Source organism: Pseudomonas sp. GQ91 (genome assembly GCF_059758795.1).
Window position 1 is genome coordinate 111,002 of the sequence record NZ_JCAXED010000018.1, and the last position, 17,305, is coordinate 128,306.

Genomic DNA, 17,305 nt, shown 5'->3' on the forward strand with positions numbered 1-17,305 from the left:
TGAGGTCATTGGCGACGCGGTTTATTCATGGAGATGACAATGCTGGAAATCAGACGAGCTACCCCCGACGACGGCCCGGCCGCATTCGACATTCGCCTGCAGGCGATTCGCAGCCAGTGTATCGGCGCCTACACCGTCGAGCAGATGATGACCTGGACTCGAGGCTCGGCCGAGGACGGCTATGGCACGTTGCTGGATAAGCCGTTTTACCTGGGATGCGTCAACGGCGAACCGGTTGCCACGGGCATGCTGGACCCGGATCAGCGGGAAATCGGTGCACTGTTTGTGCTGCCAGGGTTCACCGGTCGCGGCTTCGGCAAAAAGCTCCTCGCGCACCTTGAACGCCTGGCCCTGGCGCTGGGCATCCGCGAGGTGGTGCTGGACTCGACAATGAACGCCGCAGACTTCTATCGCGCTCAGGGTTATGTGGGCAGCGAGCAGGCGATCTACCATTCGCCGTCGGGGCTGCAGTTGGCGTGTATTCCAATGATCAAGCGCCTGTCGGCTTGAACGCCTCGCGCAAGCGCTCGATCACCACCTGTACCGATGGTCCTTGAGGAGCTGGCGGCGTAGGGCTTTCCCCAAACTCACGCCAGATGAACAGCGTCAACTCGGCCCCATCCGTCAGCGTTTGCCCGGCAGTGGGCGCGGCGAAGGTTTCCAACAGGCGATAGCGTTCATCCTGCCAGAACAGCGCCTCTACCCAGTCATACACCGGGATGAAGTGAAAGTGCAGCGGGAAGTCCGGCATGTGCCCGAAGCGGCTGATATACAGCCACTTCGGCTGCAGTCGCGCCTCGACGATTCGCTGGGTGTTGGCCAGCAGGCCGCCCAGTTCTGCCAGGGCGGGTTCGGGCAGATCCGCCAGCGAAGGGACAGGCTCTTTTACGCCCAGCATCAAGTACCCCGGCAGCGAGGAACGCATGTGATGGTTAAGCCGCCAGTGCTCGGTCTCGTGGAGGATAAATGATGGGTCGATCTTCACGGGCACCTGTCCAGACGGAGTAAAGTCGCAGACTATCAAGAGAGTCTCTCTGTATCCCACAAAAGCATGCAATCTGTGTCTATCGAATGCCTTGGCTTATGGCTAACGTCCAGCGCTACGCTGATATCGCCGAGGTACTCATGGATCTATTGGCAACCCCGTTTGGCACCACCGATTGGTCGGCTATTGAACCGCAGGTGCATCCCGGCGAGACGGGGAGCGCCCTGTGGCGAACCTGCCACTTCGGCACGACCCGCGTACGCGTGGTGGAATACACCGCAGGCTACTTGGCCGATCACTGGTGTTGGCGCGGGCACATATTGTTGTGCCTGGAGGGCGAGCTGCACACCGAGCTTGAAGACGGACGCCAGTTCACGCTGACAGCGGGCATGAGTTATCAGGTGGGCAATGACATGGAAGGGCACCGGTCGTTTACCAGCACGGGGGCGAAGTTGTTTATTGTGGACTGAGCACCTGACGAAGCCGATTGTTGCAGGCACTGCCTCGCCGGGGCCCGACAGTGCCTACAGTCGATCCTTAGCGACCTCAAATCAGTGCATGTGGTGGCCGTCGGCGCTGTTCAAGCTGCGAACCGGCGCCTGTACCGCGATGTCCTGTTTTTCACCCTTGGCATTTTCCACGGTCAAGGTCAGTGGCACCTGGTCGCCTTCCTTGATCTGGCCGGTCAGGCTCATCAGCATCACGTGGTAACCCTCAGGGTCGAGCTTGACTGTCTTGCCGGCCGGCAGCGCCACGGCGTCGACCGGTCCCATGCGCATCACGTCGTCCTTCATGCTCATTTCATGAATCTGTACATCCTTGGCCACCGGTGACTTGACGCTGAGCAGCTTGCTGTCGCTGTCGGCGGTCAGGTTCATGAAGGCACCGCTCGATTGCTGGCCGGGCACTGTGGCGCGCACCCAGGCCTCGCTGACTTGGACCTGGGCGCTGGCGTGGGCGGCGAGACCCAGCAGGGAAAGACCGAGGGCAAGGCGCTTGAGGTGTTGAACAGCAGTCATTAGCAGACCTCCATGACGGTGAGCAGGTCTTCTGCGCACTCTTTGGCGTTAAGGGATGCGGACAGACCCAGGCGCAAATTGCCACGGGTGTCGAAGACAAAACTGGTGGATGTGTGAGACAGGGTGTAGGTGTCGCCGGCGGGGATCTTTTCATAAAAGATCCCGAATTCCTTGGCGGCCACGGCGATTTCTTCCGGTGTGCCGTAGAGTGCTTCGAAGCTGGGGTCGAAGGCCTTGACATAGGCGTCGAGCACTTCGGGCGTGTCGCGCTCCGGGTCCAGCGTGATGAAGATCACCTGCATGATTTCGCCGTCGCGACCCATCAATTTCTTGGCCTGGGCCATACGCCCCAACGTGGTGGGGCAGACGGCCGGGCATTGAGTGAAGCCGAAGAACACCACCGGCATCAAACCCCGGAACGAACTCAGGGTCACGGTTTCGCCTGCGGTGTTCTTGAGCTTGAAGGTACGGCCCATGATCTTGTCGCTGAGATCCTTGCCGTACCTGAAGTTCAGTTTGGGACCGGTGTCACAGCCGCTCAGCAGACCCAGGCCCAGCAGGCCCATACCGGTGAGAACTGTGCGGCGGGTGAATAACGTACTCATGGCGTGTGCGTCCCGTGAAACGCCTGACGGTTGCGCATAAAACAGGTAAGTCAGGCCTTGAAAAGAGGCGAGCGAGAAGGGCAGGCATGCTGATCACCTCGAACACTCTTGAAAATCTGCGACGTCCTGCCACAGGGGCGGTCGATACCATACCAGCCGGGGCGGTGATTGCGTCTGTGGCAAGCTGTCGCACGTCCAGGCCACAGACATCCGTAGATACCGTCTTGAACTTGCCTGGGCAAGTTCAATTGATTGGCATCAAGGCAACCCCCACCTCTGTCAGGCACAGTCACGGTACCAGGGTCCGTTTCCGTGAGGCTTGAATGCTCTATCTCCTGTTCCTGCTGGCCCATCTGTTTGCCGCGCTGATCTTCATCGGCACGGTGTTCTTCGAAGTGCTGATCCTCGCCAGCCTGCACCAGCAATTGCCGGCGCGGGTCATGCTGCTGGTGGAGCAGGGCATTGGCCGGCGCGCGAGGGCCTTGATGCCGTGGGTGCTGCTGGTACTGTTCGGCGCGGGTATCGGCATGCTCTGGCTACGTTATTTGCCGGCGTTGGCAGCGCCTTCCAGTTCCGCGTTCGGCGCCTTGCTGACGCTCAAGTTGATCCTGGCCGGCAGCGTGCTGATGCACTTCCTCCTGACAATGCTCTTGATACGCCGTCGTCGAGCCAGTGCGGCGTACCTGCGTTTCGTCCACCTCAGCCTGTTTTGCCATATGGTCGCCATTGTGTTGCTGGCCAAGGGCATGTTCTACCTCACCTGGTAGTCGCCGCCGGCTTTTTTCAAGCCTGGTGTCCTTCGGCCTTGATGCATATCAAGGTGCGCTGTCCGGTCGCACCGGACAATGACCCACCGTAGCCAGCCCCGGAGACTGCCATGCTCACTCTCATTCATCCCGCCCGCGAGTGGCGCCAGCGTCGTGACCAAGGCGTGCTGGATCAGGGCCAAGTGGATATCGGCAAGTTTCACCGCGGTGTCGGCGCCCTGGACCTGCTACGTGCTTTGCGCGACAGCCGACAACGGCAAAGACCCCTGGCGCTGAACCTGCAATGGCCGGCGGGCGTTTCTGCGCGTGACTACCTGCACGGCCTGGAACAGGAGATACGCCTGGTCGAGCGTCATCTGGGTAACCGTCAGTCGGTGGATCAATTCCACTGGGGCGGGGCGATCCCGGCCATGGCCGATCTTCAGCGGGTGATGAACTACCTGCACAGTCGCCTGCATTTTCTCGAGCACGATCAGGGCGACTACAGCATCGATCTGGATCCGCTGCACACGGGGTGGGCCACCATGGGTCGCCTGCGAGAGTTGGGCTTCAACCACATCAGCATCGGCGTGCCTGATGCCAGTGCCGACGTCGCGCCCTCGGTGGCCGGTTATCAAGATCCGGCGCCCATCCAGTCGCTGATCGATGCGGCGCGCACGTTCGGCTTTCGCTCGGTGAATGTCGACCTGGGCTACGGGCATGCGTGGCAGACGTGCGACAGTTTCGGGTCGAAGCTGGACAGCCTGATCGCCCTGGAACCTGACCGCATACGGGTGTTCGATTACGCCCAGGCGCCACGGCGCTATCAGCAGCAGGCGCCCCGTGCGTTGTCCAGGGATGTGGACAAAAGTGCGATGCGCCATATGGCATTCGAACGCCTTGAGCGCGCGGGCTATCACTACATTGGCCTGGGCCAGTTCGTGCGCCCTGACGATGACTTGGCGCTGGCCCAGGAGCGTGGGCGGCTGAGTCGCAACTGCGAGGGGTTTACGCGGCATGGCTATTGTGATCACGTAGGTTTTGGCCTGGGAGCCATCAGCCAGATCGACGCCCTGTACACGCAAAACGCTGATGACTTGGCGCTCTACTGTCAGCCACTGGACAACGGCCTGCTGCCCACCGCCCGCGGCTGGCGTTGCGAGTCCGGTGAGCAGATTCGCCAGCACGTCATGGAGCGTTTGGCCTGTGATCTGGAGCTGGACATCCAGGCGCTGGAGCGCCGGTACGGGCTGGACTTTCCCCGCTACTTCTCGGCAATCTGGCCGTTGCTGGAGCACCTGCACCAGGACGGCCTGATCGACTTGTCCGAGCGTTTCCTCTGTGTGCTGCCTGCGGGGCGCCATCAGGTGGAAGCGCTTTGCGCGCTGTTTGACCGGGCCGGCAGCGCTGTCCCTCCTTGCTCCAATGACGAGACCATCGACCATGAATGCGTTTGAGTTCAACCGGGCCCTGGTGCAGAAATACGATCGCCCGGGGCCGCGCTACACCTCGTACCCGACCGCGCCGCAGTTTCATTCAGCCTTTGCGCTGGATGACTACCAGCAAGCGGTCGCCGCCAGCAACCACGCGGCGCAGCCCAAGGCGCTGTCGGTGTACATCCATGTGCCGTTCTGCCAAAGCCTGTGCTACTACTGTGGCTGTCACAAAATCATCACGCGCAAGACCCATCGCGCGGTGGAGTACTTGAGCTATCTCAAACGTGAGATCCAGATGCAAGCGGCCTTGTTCGACCGCTCGCGCCCCCTGACCCAATTGCATCTGGGCGGGGGCACGCCGACGTATCTGGACGACACGCAATTGGCCGAGTTGATGGCGTGCCTGGATGAGGGGTTCAGTCTGGACCGCAGCGAGCGGCATGAATTTTCCATCGAGGTCGACCCGCGCACCATCAGTGTCGAGCGCATCAGGAACCTGCGCGAGCTGGGCTTCAATCGCCTGAGCTTCGGGGTGCAGGACTTCGACCCCGAGGTGCAGGCGGCGGTCAATCGCGTGCAAAGCGAGGCGCAGATCCTGCAACTGGTGTGCGCTGCGCGCGAAGCCTGTTTCAAGTCGATCAGTGTCGACTTGATCTATGGCTTGCCGCTGCAGACCGTGGCCAGTTTCGACGTGACCCTGAGCAAACTGATTGCCCTGCGCCCGGACCGCGTCGCGGCCTACAGCTATGCACATTTGCCGATGCAAATCCGCGCGCAACGGATGATCCGCCCCGAAGATATGCCGCCACCGGAGCGCAAGCTGGAACTGCTGGAGCTGACCATTCGCCGCCTGACCGAGGCCGGCTACGTGTATATCGGCATGGACCACTTTGCTTTGCCCGACGATGAACTGGCGCTTGCCCGTGCCAACGGCACCTTGCAGCGTAACTTCCAGGGTTATTCAACCCACGCTGATTGCGACCTGATTGGTTTGGGCGTTTCGGCCATCGGCAAGGTGGGTGACAGTTATAGCCAGAGCGTCAAGGAACTGTCCCAGTATTACGCTCGTCTGGATGCGGGTGGGTTGCCGGTGCAACGTGGCTACCGACTGAATGCCGATGATGTGCTGCGCCGCGAGGTGATCAATGGCCTGATGTGCCATGGGCGAATCGACTTCGCCAGGGTGGAAGCGGGGCATGCCATTCGTTTTACCGAGTACTTTGCCCAGGCCTTGTCGCGACTGGATGAGCAGGTGGCGGATGGGCTTGTGCGTATTCAGGAGGACGCGGTGCAGCTGTTGCCGCAAGGGCAGTTGATGGTGCGCAGTGTGGCGATGGCGTTTGATGCGTATCTTGGCGGGGAGCAAAAGGGGCAGTTTTCTCGCACGGTTTGAGTCCGCTATCGGCCTGATGCACCTCGATCCGAATGTGGGAGCGAGCAAGTCGAATCGTCGCACCGCCGCTCCCACATTTATTGCAATGTTTACACTCGATTAGTTGTGTAGATAGCCATGCCCAAGGAGGCGGCCCACGGGCTGGGTCTCAATGCGAAGTCCCCTCCACAAACTCAATCTTGTTCCCCACGTTGTACTTGCCCGAGGGCTTGTTCATCGGGATCCGCTTGACCTCCTGCAACGTCTGGCTGTCATACACAATCAGCGCCCCGTCCGTATCCCAGATACTCAACACCAGATAGCGCCCATCCCGAGTGAACTCAACATGCGCCGCGGTCTTGCCCGGCATGGGCCGCAAGGTGTGCGCAATTTCCAGGGTCTGCTTGTCGATCAAGTGAATGGCGTCGTTATCCGGCCCGAAGAACACATCACTCCACACATAGCGCGAGTTGATATGGCTGCGCATGAAGAACCCCGGACCCAGGGTCGGGATCTGCTTGAGCAGCTTCCAGGTCTTGAGGTCCAGCACTGAAATCTGCCCCTTGCTGATATTCGGCGTGGCGAACACCCATTGCCCGTTGCGTTGCCAATAAGTGCCCGACCCCAAGTGCGGCATGCCCGCCAACGGAATATCGGTGACCACCTGGCCAGAATCCAGGTCGATCACCTGACCTCCGCCCGCCTTGCGCGAAGTCGCCAGCAATTGCCGATAGTCGGGTGAGAACGAGAAATCATCCAGCACATCCCGGGCTTCGATGCGCCGGGGGTCGAAACCTGGCGTGGGGTCTGCGTAGGACAGCTCCCAGACCTCATTCACATCCTTGAGCGCCACGATAAAACTGTTCCGGGGCGGTGCGGTATACACCGCGCTGACCCGCGACCCGGTCGCCAGCACCTTCACCAGCGACAGGTCGCGGGCATCGAGCACGGTGAGGTTGCCCGGCAGATAATTACCCACCAGCACCCAACGCCCGTCTTTGCTCACCGCCAGGTTGCGGGTATTGAGTGCGACGCGGATCTCGGCGATCAGTTTGAGGTTGTGCAGGTCGTAGAGGCTGATCCAGCCATCACGGGAAGCGAAGTAGACGAAGCGCCCATCCGGGGAAAATTTTGGCCCGCCATGCACGGCAAAGTGCGAGGCGAAGCGGTCGAGCACGGTAAAGCGATCACCGTCGAGAATGTCGATGTGATGGTCACCGGATTCCACCACTACAAACAGGTTCAGCGGGTCGGCGTGATGCTGCGGGGTCTTGGGCAATTGACTGGGATCGGCCAGTTGGCGGTGGCTGTTGCGAATGTCTTCAGCGTTCCAGGTCGCGGGTTGCGCGGGTGGCTGTTGCAGGAAGCTCACCAGGCCGTCGATTTGTCCAGCCGTCAGCTGCGCAGCGAATGCGCCCATCTGGCTGGCCGGGCGACCTTGTTCGATCACCTGGCGAATCTGCGCAGGCTTGATCCGCCCCAGGCTCTGCGGCAGCAGCGCCGGGCCGGTGGCGCCTACACGGTTGAGGCCGTGGCAGCTTTCGCAATGCTGCCGATAATCCGCGGCGGCATCCGGCGCGCCGTGCGCGGCACTGGCCCACAGCAGCGGTATCAGCAACAGGCGCTTCATACCGCCACCCTGGCTGGCGCGCTGTGGCCGGGCGCGAGGCTGGCGGGGTAGTGCAGGGCGGCGTCGGCAAACAGGTCGACCACCTGGCCGATCACCGTCAGGGTCGGCACGCCGGGTTCACAGGCCAATGCCATGGCGGGCAGCAGGCGCAAACTGCCGCGATGCACCTGTTGATCGGCGCGGGCGCCGTTACAGATCAGCGCTGCCGGCGTCTCGGCGGGCAGGCCGGCCGCAATCAACTGTTCAGAGATCACCGCCAGGTTCGCCAGTCCCATGTAAAACACCAGGGTCTGGCTGGTATCGGCGAGACTGCCCCACGGTAGCTTCAGCTCACCGTCGCGCTGCAAATGCCCGGTGACGAACCGGCACGAGTTGACCAGGTCACGATGGGTCAGTGGGATGCCCGCGTAGGCACTGCACCCGGCCGCTGCCGTGATGCCGGGCACCACCTGGCAGGAAATGCCGCGCTGCAGCAGGTATTCCAGTTCTTCGGCACCCCGGCCAAAGATGAACGGATCGCCGCCCTTGAGGCGCACCACCCGCTGGTCATTTTCAGCGAGTTCGGCCAGCAGTTGGTTGAGCTGGTCCTGGGGCAGGCTGTGGTAGCCGCTGGTCTTGCCCACGTAATGCCGCGCGCAGGTCAGGGGGATCAGGCTCAGCAGCTCGGCACTGATCAACCGATCGAACACCACGGCGTCGGCTTGCATCAACAGGCTCCAGGCACGCAGCGTCAACAGGCGTGGATCGCCGGGGCCGGCACCTACCAGGGCGACTTCGCCGGGGTGGAAAGGGCAGTACAGCGCGGTCGGTAACGCGAGGGATGAGGGCATGAGACTTCCTTGGTTCATCATCAGGTGGGCCGCTCCCGGCTGTACCGCCAGGTCGTTGGCCGGGTGGTTCAGCGTGCCGAGCAAGGAATAAGCGTGGGCGGGGTGCGGGCGATTTCTGCGTCGCTGAGGTGGCAGCCGGGGTCCTCGCCCCAGAGGTCGCCGTCGGCCCAGGCCCGGGTGCGCGTGTTGCCATTGCAGATGCCCAGCCAGCGACACGTGGCGCAGCGCCCACCGACCACGCGCGGATGCTCTCGCAGGCGCAGCAGCAAGGGGTCTGGCTGTTCCAGCCAGAGGCTGCGGAACGCGGTGCGGCGCACATTGCCCACCGAGTGCTGCCACCAGTAGGTGTCTGGATGCACTTCGCCGGTGTTGTCGATATTGGCAATGCCACTGCCCGAGGCGTTGCCGCCCCAGGCGCGCAGCAAGTGTTCAAGGTACGGGTAGTGCTGCGGCAAGTGGCGCTGGACCCATTGCAACAACAGCACCGCGTCGGCGTCGTTGTTGCCGCTGACAAAGTCACTGCTGACACCGTGCTGAATGTCCTTCCAGGCCTGCTCGAAAATCCGCTCCAGGGCATCGCGGCTCATCTGCCGGTGGGCGTCCAACTGCCGGCTGCGTTTGCCGCGCCCACTGTAGTTGAGGTGTGACAGGTAGAATTTCTGTACATCGTATTCCCGCATCAAACCCAGCAGTTGCGGGAGTTGGGCATGATTCTCCTGGGTCAATGTGGTGCGCAGGCCGACGCGAATACCCGCCTGGCGGCACAGGCTGATGGCATGCATCGAGCGCTGGAAGCTGCCTTGGGACTGGCGGAACGCATCGTGGGTCGGTTGCAAGCCATCGATGCTGATGCCGACGTAGTCGAAACACGCGTCGGCAATCTGCTGGATATTGCTTTCGTCGATCAAGGTGCCGTTGCTCGACAGCGCAACGAAAAAGCCTTGGCTGCGGGCATAGGCGCTCAGCTCGAACAGATCAGCCCGCAGCAGCGGTTCGCCGCCGGACAGGATCAACACCTTGACCCCGGCTTCGTGCAAATCATCGATTACCCTCAGCGCCGCTGCGGTGTCCAGCTCATCGCGAAACACGCTGTCGGCGCTGGTGGCGTAGCAGTGCTTGCAGGTCAGGTTGCAGCGGCGCAGCAGGTTCCAGATCACCACGGGAGCGCGGTCGCCGCCCGGGGCTGCACTGCGTGGCGGCGGGCAGTGACCGGCCAGGATACGCAGGTAATGACTGATCCGAAGCATAGGGTCCTTCCTCCTCGAGCGTTGATCTCAGCGCGCCAGGCGCACGCCGGTCTTTTTCAGGATGCGACTGCTCACCAGCATTTCGTCGGCCTGGCAGGCATCGCCCAGCAGGAAACGCAGGTGTTCACGGTAACTGTCGATTTCTTCGCGACTGCGGCCATGCACCATGGCGAACAGGTTGTAGCGCCAGTCCGCGCGTCGTGGCCGCCGATAGCAATGACTGACAAAGGGCTGGGCGCCGATCAGTTCGCCGAGGCGCGGCATCTGTTCATCGTGCACATCCCATACGGTCATGCCGTTGTGGCGGTAGCCCAGGCGATAGTGATTGGGCGCCGCGGCAATACGGCGGATGGCGCCTTCACTTTGCAAGCGCTTGAGCAGCTCGAGGGTTGACTCGACACTGATCCCCAGTTGCTCGGCGAGCCAGGCCCAGGGATCTTCCACCAGAGGCAGGCCGGCTTCGGTCAGGTGGACCAGACGCTGGGCCAGGTTCTCGTCAAACCGGGAAGTAGAGACCGACATGATAGGTTTGCTCCTTGGGCAGGTTGAGCACTTGCAACCCGGTGATGGTGTGGATGTGCGAGAGGGTGGTGGCCAACTCATCGGCGGTGGCGCACGCCAGTACGAACCACATGTTCCAGTGATGTTCGCGGCGATAGTTATGGGCCACCTGCGGCAGTTGGTTGAGCTGCGCGGCCACGGGTTCAAAGCGCGCCTCGGGTACCGACAGGGCGGCCAGGGTAAAGGCACCGCCCAGGCGCTCGATGTCGAACATCGGGCCGAAGCGCGTCAGCACCCCGTCCTCCAGCAGCGAGTGGACACGGTCGAGTAAATCCTCCGGCGTGCCGTGCAGTTCCCGCGCGATCACTTGCCAGGGATGGCGCACCAGCGGCAGGCCGCGTTGCAGCCGGTTGATCAACAGCCGATCCAGATCATCCATGGGCCCATGCCTGTGAGGCTGGCGGCGCAAAACGCCCGCCGCATTGCTTGAACATGCGCGTGCTGAACAACAGTTGGTGCGGCAGGTCACTGAGCAGTTGCTGTTCCAACAGCACCTGGATCTGCGCCTGCACCGCTTGACGCTCGCGGCCATGCACCATGCAAAACAGGTTATAGCGCCAGTGCGGCAGGCGCCGGGGGCGCTGATAGCAAAGGCTGATACCGGGCGCGCGGCCCAGACGCAGGCCCACTTCATCGATCAGCGCGTCGGGCACGTCGAGTACCAGCATTGCGTTGGCGACAAACCCCAGGGCCCGGTGGTTGAGCACCAGGCCGACCCGACGAAACAAGCCTTGTTCCTGCCACTGCCGCATCTGCTGCAGCACTTGATGGGGATGGGCGCCGATCTCTTCGGCGAGCTGCTCATACGGTCGCGACACCCTGGGCAAACCGCGCTCCAGGCACTGGCGCAGGTCGAGCAATTGTGCGTGACCGAGTGGCGCGATCATGCCCGTCCCTCCAGGGCAAAGCCCAGGTCGATGCGGTAGGCGCTGAGCATCGGCAGGTCCAGCGGGGTGAGACCGGTGTCTTTTTCCAGCTCCTCGAGAATCTGTTCCAGATGTCGCCGATTGGGCCCGGTGAGTACAAACCACAGGTTGTAGTGATGCTCGCGGGCATAGTTGTGATTGACCTCCGGGTAGCCGCTGATGCGTGCCGCCACCTGTTCCAGGCGCGCGGCGGGTACGGCGAGTGCCGCCAGGGTACTGGCGCCGGCACGGCTGTGATCGAACACCGGGCCGATCCGTGACAATGCGCCCGCCAGTTCCAGGCGTTGCAGACAGGCCATGACCTCGGCCTCGCTGCAACCCAGGGTGCGGGCCATTTCAAGATAGGGCTCGGCGCACAGCGGCATGCCGTGCTGGTAGCGGTCGATCAAGCGCGTGGTCAGATCATCAAGTTCCATCTCAGTACCCCATTTTCTGTGCGCGAAGGCTGAAGAAGATCCCGCTGGGACTGTCCGCCGACAGGCGCTTGAGCAGGGTCAGGCGATAGGGATCCCAGACTTGCACCTGTTGCCCGTCGCGTACCGACAACCACAGTTGCTCGCCGCGTCCGGTGAACTCCATGTGCAGCACGCCGGGGCCGGGACGCAGGTCGGCGACCAGTTGCCGGGTTTCGCTGTCGAACACCTGCACCCGGTCGTTGTCGGGATAGGCGAAGTTGACCCACAGTTGGCGCCCGTCGGGCCGTGCAGTGACAAATACCGGTTGGCCGGCCACCGGGATGGCAGCGCTCTGCTGCCAGGTGCGGGCGTCCATCACCAACACCTGATGCCGGCCCACGGCTGGCACGAACGCCTGGCTGCCGGCCACGGCCCAACCTTCCAGATGGGGCATCTTGTACACCGGGAGCTTTTCCTGGCCGCGGCCGTAGTCACCCAGAACGCGTTTGACGCCGTGCTCCGGGTGCCACAAATCGAGTTGCGCCATGCCGTCCTCGCCAAACAGTCCGGCCATGTAGTAGCGGCCGTCGGCGGTGATCAGCGCGTCATACGGCTGGCGGCCAATCCCGGTGTAGCGCGTCAGTGTCGGGGTGTTGCCCTGGCTGAAATCGGCGCTCCAGATTTCGTCGGTGTCGAACAGGCTGAACACGAAGCGCTGGCCCGGCGCATCGACCAGGCCGACTACGCGCGAACGCTTGCCATCGGCCAGGGCGGTGGCCGGGATGTCCGCCACGGGTTGCAAGGTCGCGGCGTCGAACACCTTGACTCCGCCCGGCTGGTAGTTGGAGACGGCAATCAAGCGTCCGTCCTGACTGATGGCGCCGCCGATACTGTTACCGCCCTGGATGATGCGCTTGTCAATGCGCTGTTCCAGCAGGTCGACCTTGGTCAGCCCGCCATCGCGGCCAAAAATGTAGGCGTAGCGTTGATCCCTGGAAAACACCGCCGAGGCATGGGACAGATCCCCCAGCCCGTCGACCTGCGCCAAGCTCGTCAGGCTGCTGCTTTCGATGATTTGCAGGCTGCCCGTGGCGCGTTCCACCACCAGGCCGAGGTCGCCGGTGCCGCGCAGCGGCGGTTGCACGCAAGCCGCCAGCCACAGGCTGGCGATGCAGACAAACAGAGGACGGATCATGGCGCGGGGTTCCTTGCAGGAGGCGGTCGACCAGCCAGGCGATGTCAGTGGGGCTGAGCAAAGGTGCCCAGCCGGGCATCGCCAGGGCGGGGCGGCCGTAGGTGACGGTGGCTATCAGCGCTTCCCGGGTTTGCCCGGCGAGGGCTTGCGGGGTCAGGGCCGGGCCGAGGCCGCCGGTCAAATGCAAACCGTGGCAGGCGCCGCAGTCCTGGGTCAGCAGGTGTTCCAGCTGGTCCTGGCGCGCGGGCGTCGGTGCTCCCTGCACCGGCGCGGGAATGAGGAACAGCAGCGCCATGGCCGAACCGATCATCGATGCTTGCATGGCGCGCTCCTTGTGCTTATTTCAGGCTCAGTATCCAGTTGGCGAGGGTCAGGGCTTCCTCATCCGTCACCTGATTGGCCGGCATCGGAATCGGCCCCCAGTTACCTTGGGTGCCGTCCTTGATGTGGCTGGCCAATGTCTTGGCGGCGTCCTTGACCCCGGCGTTTTTTGCCGCGACGTCCTTGAGCGCCGGCCCGACCATTTTGCTGTCGACGGTGTGGCAGGCGGCGCAGGGTTTGCTCTTGAACAACGCTTCGCCGTCCTGGGCCATTGCGGTAGGCAGGCTTAGTGTCGCGCCCAGGGTGACCAGTGCAAGCAGGATATTTTTCATGGAGTTGCCTCTTGTTGATGAAGCTCAATAAATGTCGAATTGGGTGTTGTAGACGTTGAATTTTCCGGTTGGCGTTATCAGGCGCTTGTCGCGGATCACGTTCTTGAGCTTCAAGGTCTTGTCATCGATCACCACCAGCGCCGATTCCTCTTCCTGGCCGTTCCACACCGAGAACCACACCTCATCGCCGGCCTTGTTGTATTCCGGCTGCACCACGCGCATCGCGCCTTGCTTGATCCCGGACCATTCGGCAATCGGCAGTACGGTGTAGCCAGCGTCGAGCTGGTCGATATTGAACACCGCGACTGACTGGCTGAGCTTGGTGTCGGGGTTGAGCGTGGTATCGACGTACAGGTGCCGCGAGTTGGGATGGGTCTTGATAAACAGCGAGCCGCCGCCTTGGCCTTTGAGCGATTGCACCTGTTTCCAGGCGTACTGCGCATGCTTGAGCGGGTCGGTGCCGATCAGCGAAATACCAGCGTCGCCCAGGTGACTGGTGGCCCATACCGGTCCGTACTGCGGATGGACGAAGTTGGCGCCACGTCCTGGGTGCGGGGTTTTGCCGACGTCCACCAACGCGGTGAGCTTGCGCTCCCTGGAGTCGATCACCGCGACCTTGTTGGAGTTGTTCGCCGCTGTCATGAAGTAGCGGTGAGTGCTGTCCCAGCCGCCGTCATGCAAAAACGGGGCGGCGTCGATGGTGGTGATGGTGAGGTTCTTGATGTCCTGGTAGTTGACCAGCATCACCTTGCCGGTTTCCTTGACGTTGACGATGAACTCGGGCCATTCATGGGACGCGATGATCGCCGCTACACGGGGTTCGGGATGGTATTCCTGCTTGTCGACGGTCATGCCACGGGTCGAGACGATCTGTTTGGGTTCCAGGGTCTCGCCGTCCATGATGGTGAACTGCGGCGGCCAGTAGGAGCCGGCGATCGCGTAGGTGTCTTCGTAGCCTTTGAACTTCGAGGTTTCCACCGAGCGGGCCTCGATGCCGACCTTGATTTCGGCCACCTTGGTCGGCTCGGCGGGCCACAGGTCGATCATGTCGATCTTGGCGTCACGCCCGATCACCATCAGGTAGCGTCCCGAGGCGGAAATCCGCGAGATGTGGACGGCGTAGCCGGTCTCGATCAGCTTGACAATCTGCTTGCTGTCGCCATCGATCAGGGCAATTTTGCCGTCGTCGCGCAGGGTCACGGAGAACAGGTTTTCCAGGTTCAGCTTATTGAGCTGCTGCTTGGGGCGGTCTTCGGGTTTGACCAGCACCTTCCAGGTCTTGAGGGTTTCGGCCATGCCCCATTCAGGCGGCGTTGGCGCGGTATGCTGGATAAACGTCGCCATGCTGGTGATCTGCGCCTTGGTCAGCGCATTGGAGGTGCCCCAGTTCGGCATGCCGGCGGGCGAGCCATAGGTGATCAGTGCTTCCAGGTACGCCTGGCCCCGGGCCTGGGTGATGTCCGGGGTCAGCGGCTTGCCGGTGGCGCCTTTGCGCAATACGCCGTGGCAGCCGGCGCAGCGCTCGAAGTAAATCTGCTTCGAGGCGTCGAATTCGGCCTGGCTCAAGTCCGGCGCGCCGGGGCTTTTGACCATGGGCACTGTCACGGCGGTGGCGGCCGCGAACGCCTGCGTTGAAACGACCAACGCCAGCGCGCAGCCGAGGCTGGCCAGGGTCAGGGCGTAGGGTGTTGTGTTGCGAGTCAGCATTCCATTTCTCCTCGGGCAAGACCTTTGCGATGCCCTGCGAAGGGCGGGGTAGAGCGCAGGTTCTTAGTGCCAGCAGAGACTATGTCGAGGTGGGTGCATGACCGCTTGACGGCGATCAAGTTTGCGCCGTGTACGGCTTGCCAGGTTGTCGCAGGCGCCCGTAGCGTGGCTGCCAAACCCGCTGTTTATGCAAGGTGCGCCATGACCGAACCCTTCTACCAAGTCGTCAACAACGAACAGGTGCTGTTCGAGCACGCCTGGCGTCACCGTATGCCGGTGCTGATCAAGGGGCCCACCGGATGTGGCAAGACGCGTTTTGTCCAGCACATGGCCCATCGCCTGAACCTGCCGCTGTACACCGTGGCCTGCCACGATGACCTGAGCGCCGCCGATCTGATCGGGCGTCATCTGATAGGCGCCCAGGGCACCTGGTGGCAAGACGGCCCTTTGACTCGCGCGGTGCGGGAGGGCGGCATCTGCTATCTGGATGAGGTGGTCGAAGCCCGACAGGACACCGCGGTGGTCCTGCACCCGGTGGCCGATGACCGTCGTGAGTTGTTTCTGGAACGCACGGGCGAAGTACTCAAGGCGCCTGCGTCGTTCATGTTGGTGGTGTCCTACAACCCCGGCTACCAGAACTTGCTCAAGGGCATGAAGCCCAGCACCCGCCAGCGTTTCGTGGCGATGCGTTTTGCTTATCCATCGACGTTGGAGGAAGAGCGCATCGTCGCCCGTGAAGCGCAGGTGGAGACGGGGTTGGCGGCACAGGTGGTGCGTCTGGGCCAGGCGTTGCGACGCCTGGATCAACATGATCTGGAGGAAGTCGCTTCCACGCGTCTGCTGATATTTGCCGCGCGCCTGATCGCCGCCGGAATGCCCCCCCGCGAAGCGTGCATGGCCTGCCTGGCGGAATCCCTGAGTGACGATCCGCAGACCGTCGCGGCGTTGATGGATGTGGTCGATGTCCACTTCGGTTGAGCGGCGACTGCCCGGTGATCTGGCGATGTGGTTTTTCATTCTCGCTGAGTTGTCGGTGTTTGCGATCCTGATCCTGGCGTTTGCCGTGACCCAGGTGTTACGGCCCGAGGTGTTTGCCGAGGGACGTGGACAGTTGGACACCTCTACCGGCTTGGCGATGACCTTGAGTTTGTTGACGACGGGGTGGTTGGCTGCCTTGGCGCAGCAGCAGATCCGCCAGGGGCAGGCACGGTTGGCGGCGTGGCTGCTGGTCGCCGGGTGGCTGGTGGCCTGTGGTTATGTGGGGATCAAGCTCGCTGAGTATGGACATTTGGCAAAGGTCGGGCTGGGGTTGGAGTACAGCACGTTCTTTACGTTGTATTGGATTTTGACCGGGTTTCATTTTCTGCATGTGGTGTTGGGGATGGTGATTCTGGCGTGGTTGGCCCTGGGGTGTTGGCGTGGGGTGTATGCGCCGGGGCGCCAGAGTGGGCTGGAGTCCGGGGTGTTGTATTGGCACATGGTGGATCTGGTATGGGTGGTGTTGTTTCCGTTGGTGTATGTGTTGTGAGGTGGTGATGACGGCGTCGCGATGGCTGTTGGGGTGTTGGGTTGTGCTGGTGGGGTTGAGTGTCGGCACGGTGGAGTTCGGGGCTGTGGGGCTGGGGTGGGGGGTGTTGCTGGTGGCGGTGGGGAAGGCGTGGGTGATTGCCGATGGGTTTATGGAGATGCGGTATGCGCCTTGGGGATGGCGGGGGGTGTTGTTGGCGTGGCCGGTGGTGTTGGTGGTGGGGGTTGGGGCGATGCGGTTCTGAGGGGGGGGCATATCCGTTGCTGCTTGCTCGCGAAGGGGGACATATCCGTTGCTGCGGTAACGGCGACTATTGGTTTCGCTCTTACAGCGACTCACTTTTGAACAGCGCAAAAGTAAGCAAAACGCTCTTGCCCCACCACTCGGTGCCTCGCCTAGGCTCGGCATGCCCGTACTCCGACATTGATTCGCGGGGCCGCCGCGACGGGCCATCCATGGCCCAACGCGGC

At 62.3% G+C, this 17,305-nt stretch carries 21 protein-coding genes and 1 pseudogene; 8 read left to right on the forward strand and 14 right to left on the reverse strand.

Annotation, left to right across the window (positions count from 1 at the left end; genetic code table 11):
- Positions 1-39 precede the first annotated feature (39 nt).
- Positions 40-510 (forward strand): GNAT family N-acetyltransferase, encoded by a 471-nt coding sequence (locus AC6CIA_RS23480; protein WP_498315528.1) that lies wholly within the window; start codon positions 40-42, stop codon positions 508-510.
- Here the strand turns inward: AC6CIA_RS23480 and AC6CIA_RS23485 are convergent.
- Positions 491-985 (reverse strand): HIT family protein, encoded by a 495-nt coding sequence (locus AC6CIA_RS23485; RefSeq protein ID WP_498315529.1) that lies wholly within the window; start codon positions 983-985, stop codon positions 491-493. The two genes, AC6CIA_RS23480 and AC6CIA_RS23485, sit on opposite strands and share 20 nt — an antisense overlap.
- A 140-nt stretch (positions 986-1,125) precedes the next feature.
- On the opposite strand from AC6CIA_RS23485, the gene AC6CIA_RS23490 reads away from it, so the two are divergent.
- On the forward strand, positions 1,126-1,455 hold the full coding sequence (locus tag AC6CIA_RS23490; RefSeq protein WP_498315551.1) for a DHCW motif cupin fold protein: 330 nt from the start codon (positions 1,126-1,128) through the stop codon (positions 1,453-1,455).
- A gap of 81 nt (positions 1,456-1,536) precedes the next feature.
- Here AC6CIA_RS23490 and AC6CIA_RS23495 read toward each other — a convergent pair whose 3' ends face one another.
- Both AC6CIA_RS23495 and AC6CIA_RS23500 read right to left on the reverse strand, forming a co-directional pair.
- Positions 1,537-2,004 carry a copper chaperone PCu(A)C gene (locus tag AC6CIA_RS23495; protein ID WP_498315530.1) on the reverse strand — a complete coding sequence of 156 codons (468 nt, stop codon included), beginning with the start codon at positions 2,002-2,004 and terminating at the stop codon, positions 1,537-1,539.
- Positions 2,004-2,609, reverse strand: coding sequence for an SCO family protein (locus AC6CIA_RS23500; protein WP_498315531.1), 606 nt, complete (start codon positions 2,607-2,609; stop codon positions 2,004-2,006). Before AC6CIA_RS23500 ends, AC6CIA_RS23495 begins: the two co-directional genes overlap by 1 nt.
- Positions 2,610-2,932: 323 nt before the next feature.
- On the opposite strand from AC6CIA_RS23500, the gene AC6CIA_RS23505 reads away from it, so the two are divergent.
- The 3 genes from AC6CIA_RS23505 to hemN all read left to right on the forward strand — a co-directional run bounded on the left by AC6CIA_RS23505 (position 2,933) and on the right by hemN (position 6,184).
- Positions 2,933-3,376, forward strand: a complete 444-nt coding sequence (locus AC6CIA_RS23505) for a hypothetical protein (protein WP_498315532.1) — start codon at positions 2,933-2,935, stop codon at positions 3,374-3,376.
- 110 nt (positions 3,377-3,486) lie between these two features.
- Positions 3,487-4,812, forward strand: coding sequence for an oxygen-independent coproporphyrinogen III oxidase (locus AC6CIA_RS23510; protein ID WP_498315533.1), 1,326 nt, complete (start codon positions 3,487-3,489; stop codon positions 4,810-4,812).
- Positions 4,799-6,184: an oxygen-independent coproporphyrinogen III oxidase gene (gene hemN / locus AC6CIA_RS23515; protein ID WP_498315534.1), complete on the forward strand. Its 1,386-nt coding sequence runs from the start codon at positions 4,799-4,801 to the stop codon at positions 6,182-6,184. The genes AC6CIA_RS23510 and hemN overlap by 14 nt, the downstream gene beginning before the upstream one ends.
- A 148-nt stretch (positions 6,185-6,332) precedes the next feature.
- On the opposite strand, the gene AC6CIA_RS23520 is transcribed toward hemN, so the two are convergent.
- The 11 genes and pseudogenes from AC6CIA_RS23520 to AC6CIA_RS23570 form a co-directional block, all read right to left on the reverse strand.
- A complete protein-coding gene (locus AC6CIA_RS23520; protein ID WP_498315535.1) occupies positions 6,333-7,793 on the reverse strand; it encodes a cytochrome D1 domain-containing protein in 1,461 nt (486 codons plus the stop codon).
- A complete protein-coding gene (gene cobA, locus AC6CIA_RS23525) occupies positions 7,790-8,623 on the reverse strand; it encodes a uroporphyrinogen-III C-methyltransferase (protein WP_498315536.1) in 834 nt (277 codons plus the stop codon). Before cobA ends, AC6CIA_RS23520 begins: the two co-directional genes overlap by 4 nt.
- A 68-nt stretch (positions 8,624-8,691) precedes the next feature.
- A complete protein-coding gene (nirJ, locus tag AC6CIA_RS23530; protein WP_498315537.1) occupies positions 8,692-9,870 on the reverse strand; it encodes a heme d1 biosynthesis radical SAM protein NirJ in 1,179 nt (392 codons plus the stop codon).
- Between the two features lie 27 nt (positions 9,871-9,897).
- Complete coding sequence (gene ahbB, locus AC6CIA_RS23535; RefSeq protein WP_498315538.1) at positions 9,898-10,392, reverse strand: siroheme decarboxylase subunit beta; 495 nt, start codon at positions 10,390-10,392, stop codon at positions 9,898-9,900.
- Positions 10,367-10,810, reverse strand: coding sequence for an Lrp/AsnC family transcriptional regulator (locus AC6CIA_RS23540; protein ID WP_498315539.1), 444 nt, complete (start codon positions 10,808-10,810; stop codon positions 10,367-10,369). The genes ahbB (AC6CIA_RS23535) and AC6CIA_RS23540 overlap by 26 nt, the downstream gene beginning before the upstream one ends.
- On the reverse strand, positions 10,803-11,318 hold the full coding sequence (ahbB, locus tag AC6CIA_RS23545; RefSeq protein WP_498315540.1) for a siroheme decarboxylase subunit beta: 516 nt from the start codon (positions 11,316-11,318) through the stop codon (positions 10,803-10,805). Before ahbB (AC6CIA_RS23545) ends, AC6CIA_RS23540 begins: the two co-directional genes overlap by 8 nt.
- Complete coding sequence (locus AC6CIA_RS23550; protein WP_498315541.1) at positions 11,315-11,773, reverse strand: Lrp/AsnC family transcriptional regulator; 459 nt, start codon at positions 11,771-11,773, stop codon at positions 11,315-11,317. Before AC6CIA_RS23550 ends, ahbB (AC6CIA_RS23545) begins: the two co-directional genes overlap by 4 nt.
- 1 nt (position 11,774) lies before the next feature.
- Positions 11,775-12,947, reverse strand: coding sequence for a cytochrome D1 domain-containing protein (locus AC6CIA_RS23555; RefSeq protein ID WP_498315542.1), 1,173 nt, complete (start codon positions 12,945-12,947; stop codon positions 11,775-11,777).
- Between the two features lie 4 nt (positions 12,948-12,951).
- A pseudogene (locus AC6CIA_RS23560) lies at positions 12,952-13,269 on the reverse strand (c-type cytochrome); the annotation flags it as partial.
- Positions 13,270-13,285: 16 nt separating this feature from the next.
- Complete coding sequence (locus AC6CIA_RS23565; RefSeq protein WP_498315543.1) at positions 13,286-13,600, reverse strand: c-type cytochrome; 315 nt, start codon at positions 13,598-13,600, stop codon at positions 13,286-13,288.
- A 24-nt stretch (positions 13,601-13,624) separates the two neighbouring features.
- The gene (locus AC6CIA_RS23570) at positions 13,625-15,307 is read right to left on the reverse strand and encodes a cytochrome D1 domain-containing protein (RefSeq protein ID WP_498315544.1); all 1,683 of its coding nucleotides are present in this window, start codon (positions 15,305-15,307) and stop codon (positions 13,625-13,627) included.
- A 201-nt stretch (positions 15,308-15,508) separates the two neighbouring features.
- On the opposite strand from AC6CIA_RS23570, the gene AC6CIA_RS23575 reads away from it, so the two are divergent.
- Genes AC6CIA_RS23575 through AC6CIA_RS23585 form a run of 3 tightly spaced genes read left to right on the forward strand, consistent with a single transcriptional unit; the run spans position 15,509 to position 17,079 of the window.
- Complete coding sequence (locus tag AC6CIA_RS23575; protein ID WP_498315545.1) at positions 15,509-16,285, forward strand: CbbQ/NirQ/NorQ/GpvN family protein; 777 nt, start codon at positions 15,509-15,511, stop codon at positions 16,283-16,285.
- Positions 16,269-16,835: a cytochrome c oxidase subunit 3 family protein gene (locus tag AC6CIA_RS23580; RefSeq protein ID WP_498315546.1), complete on the forward strand. Its 567-nt coding sequence runs from the start codon at positions 16,269-16,271 to the stop codon at positions 16,833-16,835. Before AC6CIA_RS23575 ends, AC6CIA_RS23580 begins: the two co-directional genes overlap by 17 nt.
- 7 nt (positions 16,836-16,842) lie before the next feature.
- Entirely contained in the window at positions 16,843-17,079 is a 237-nt protein-coding gene (locus AC6CIA_RS23585; protein WP_498315547.1) for a cytochrome C oxidase subunit IV family protein, read from the forward strand.
- The last annotated feature ends 226 nt before the right edge of the window (positions 17,080-17,305 follow it).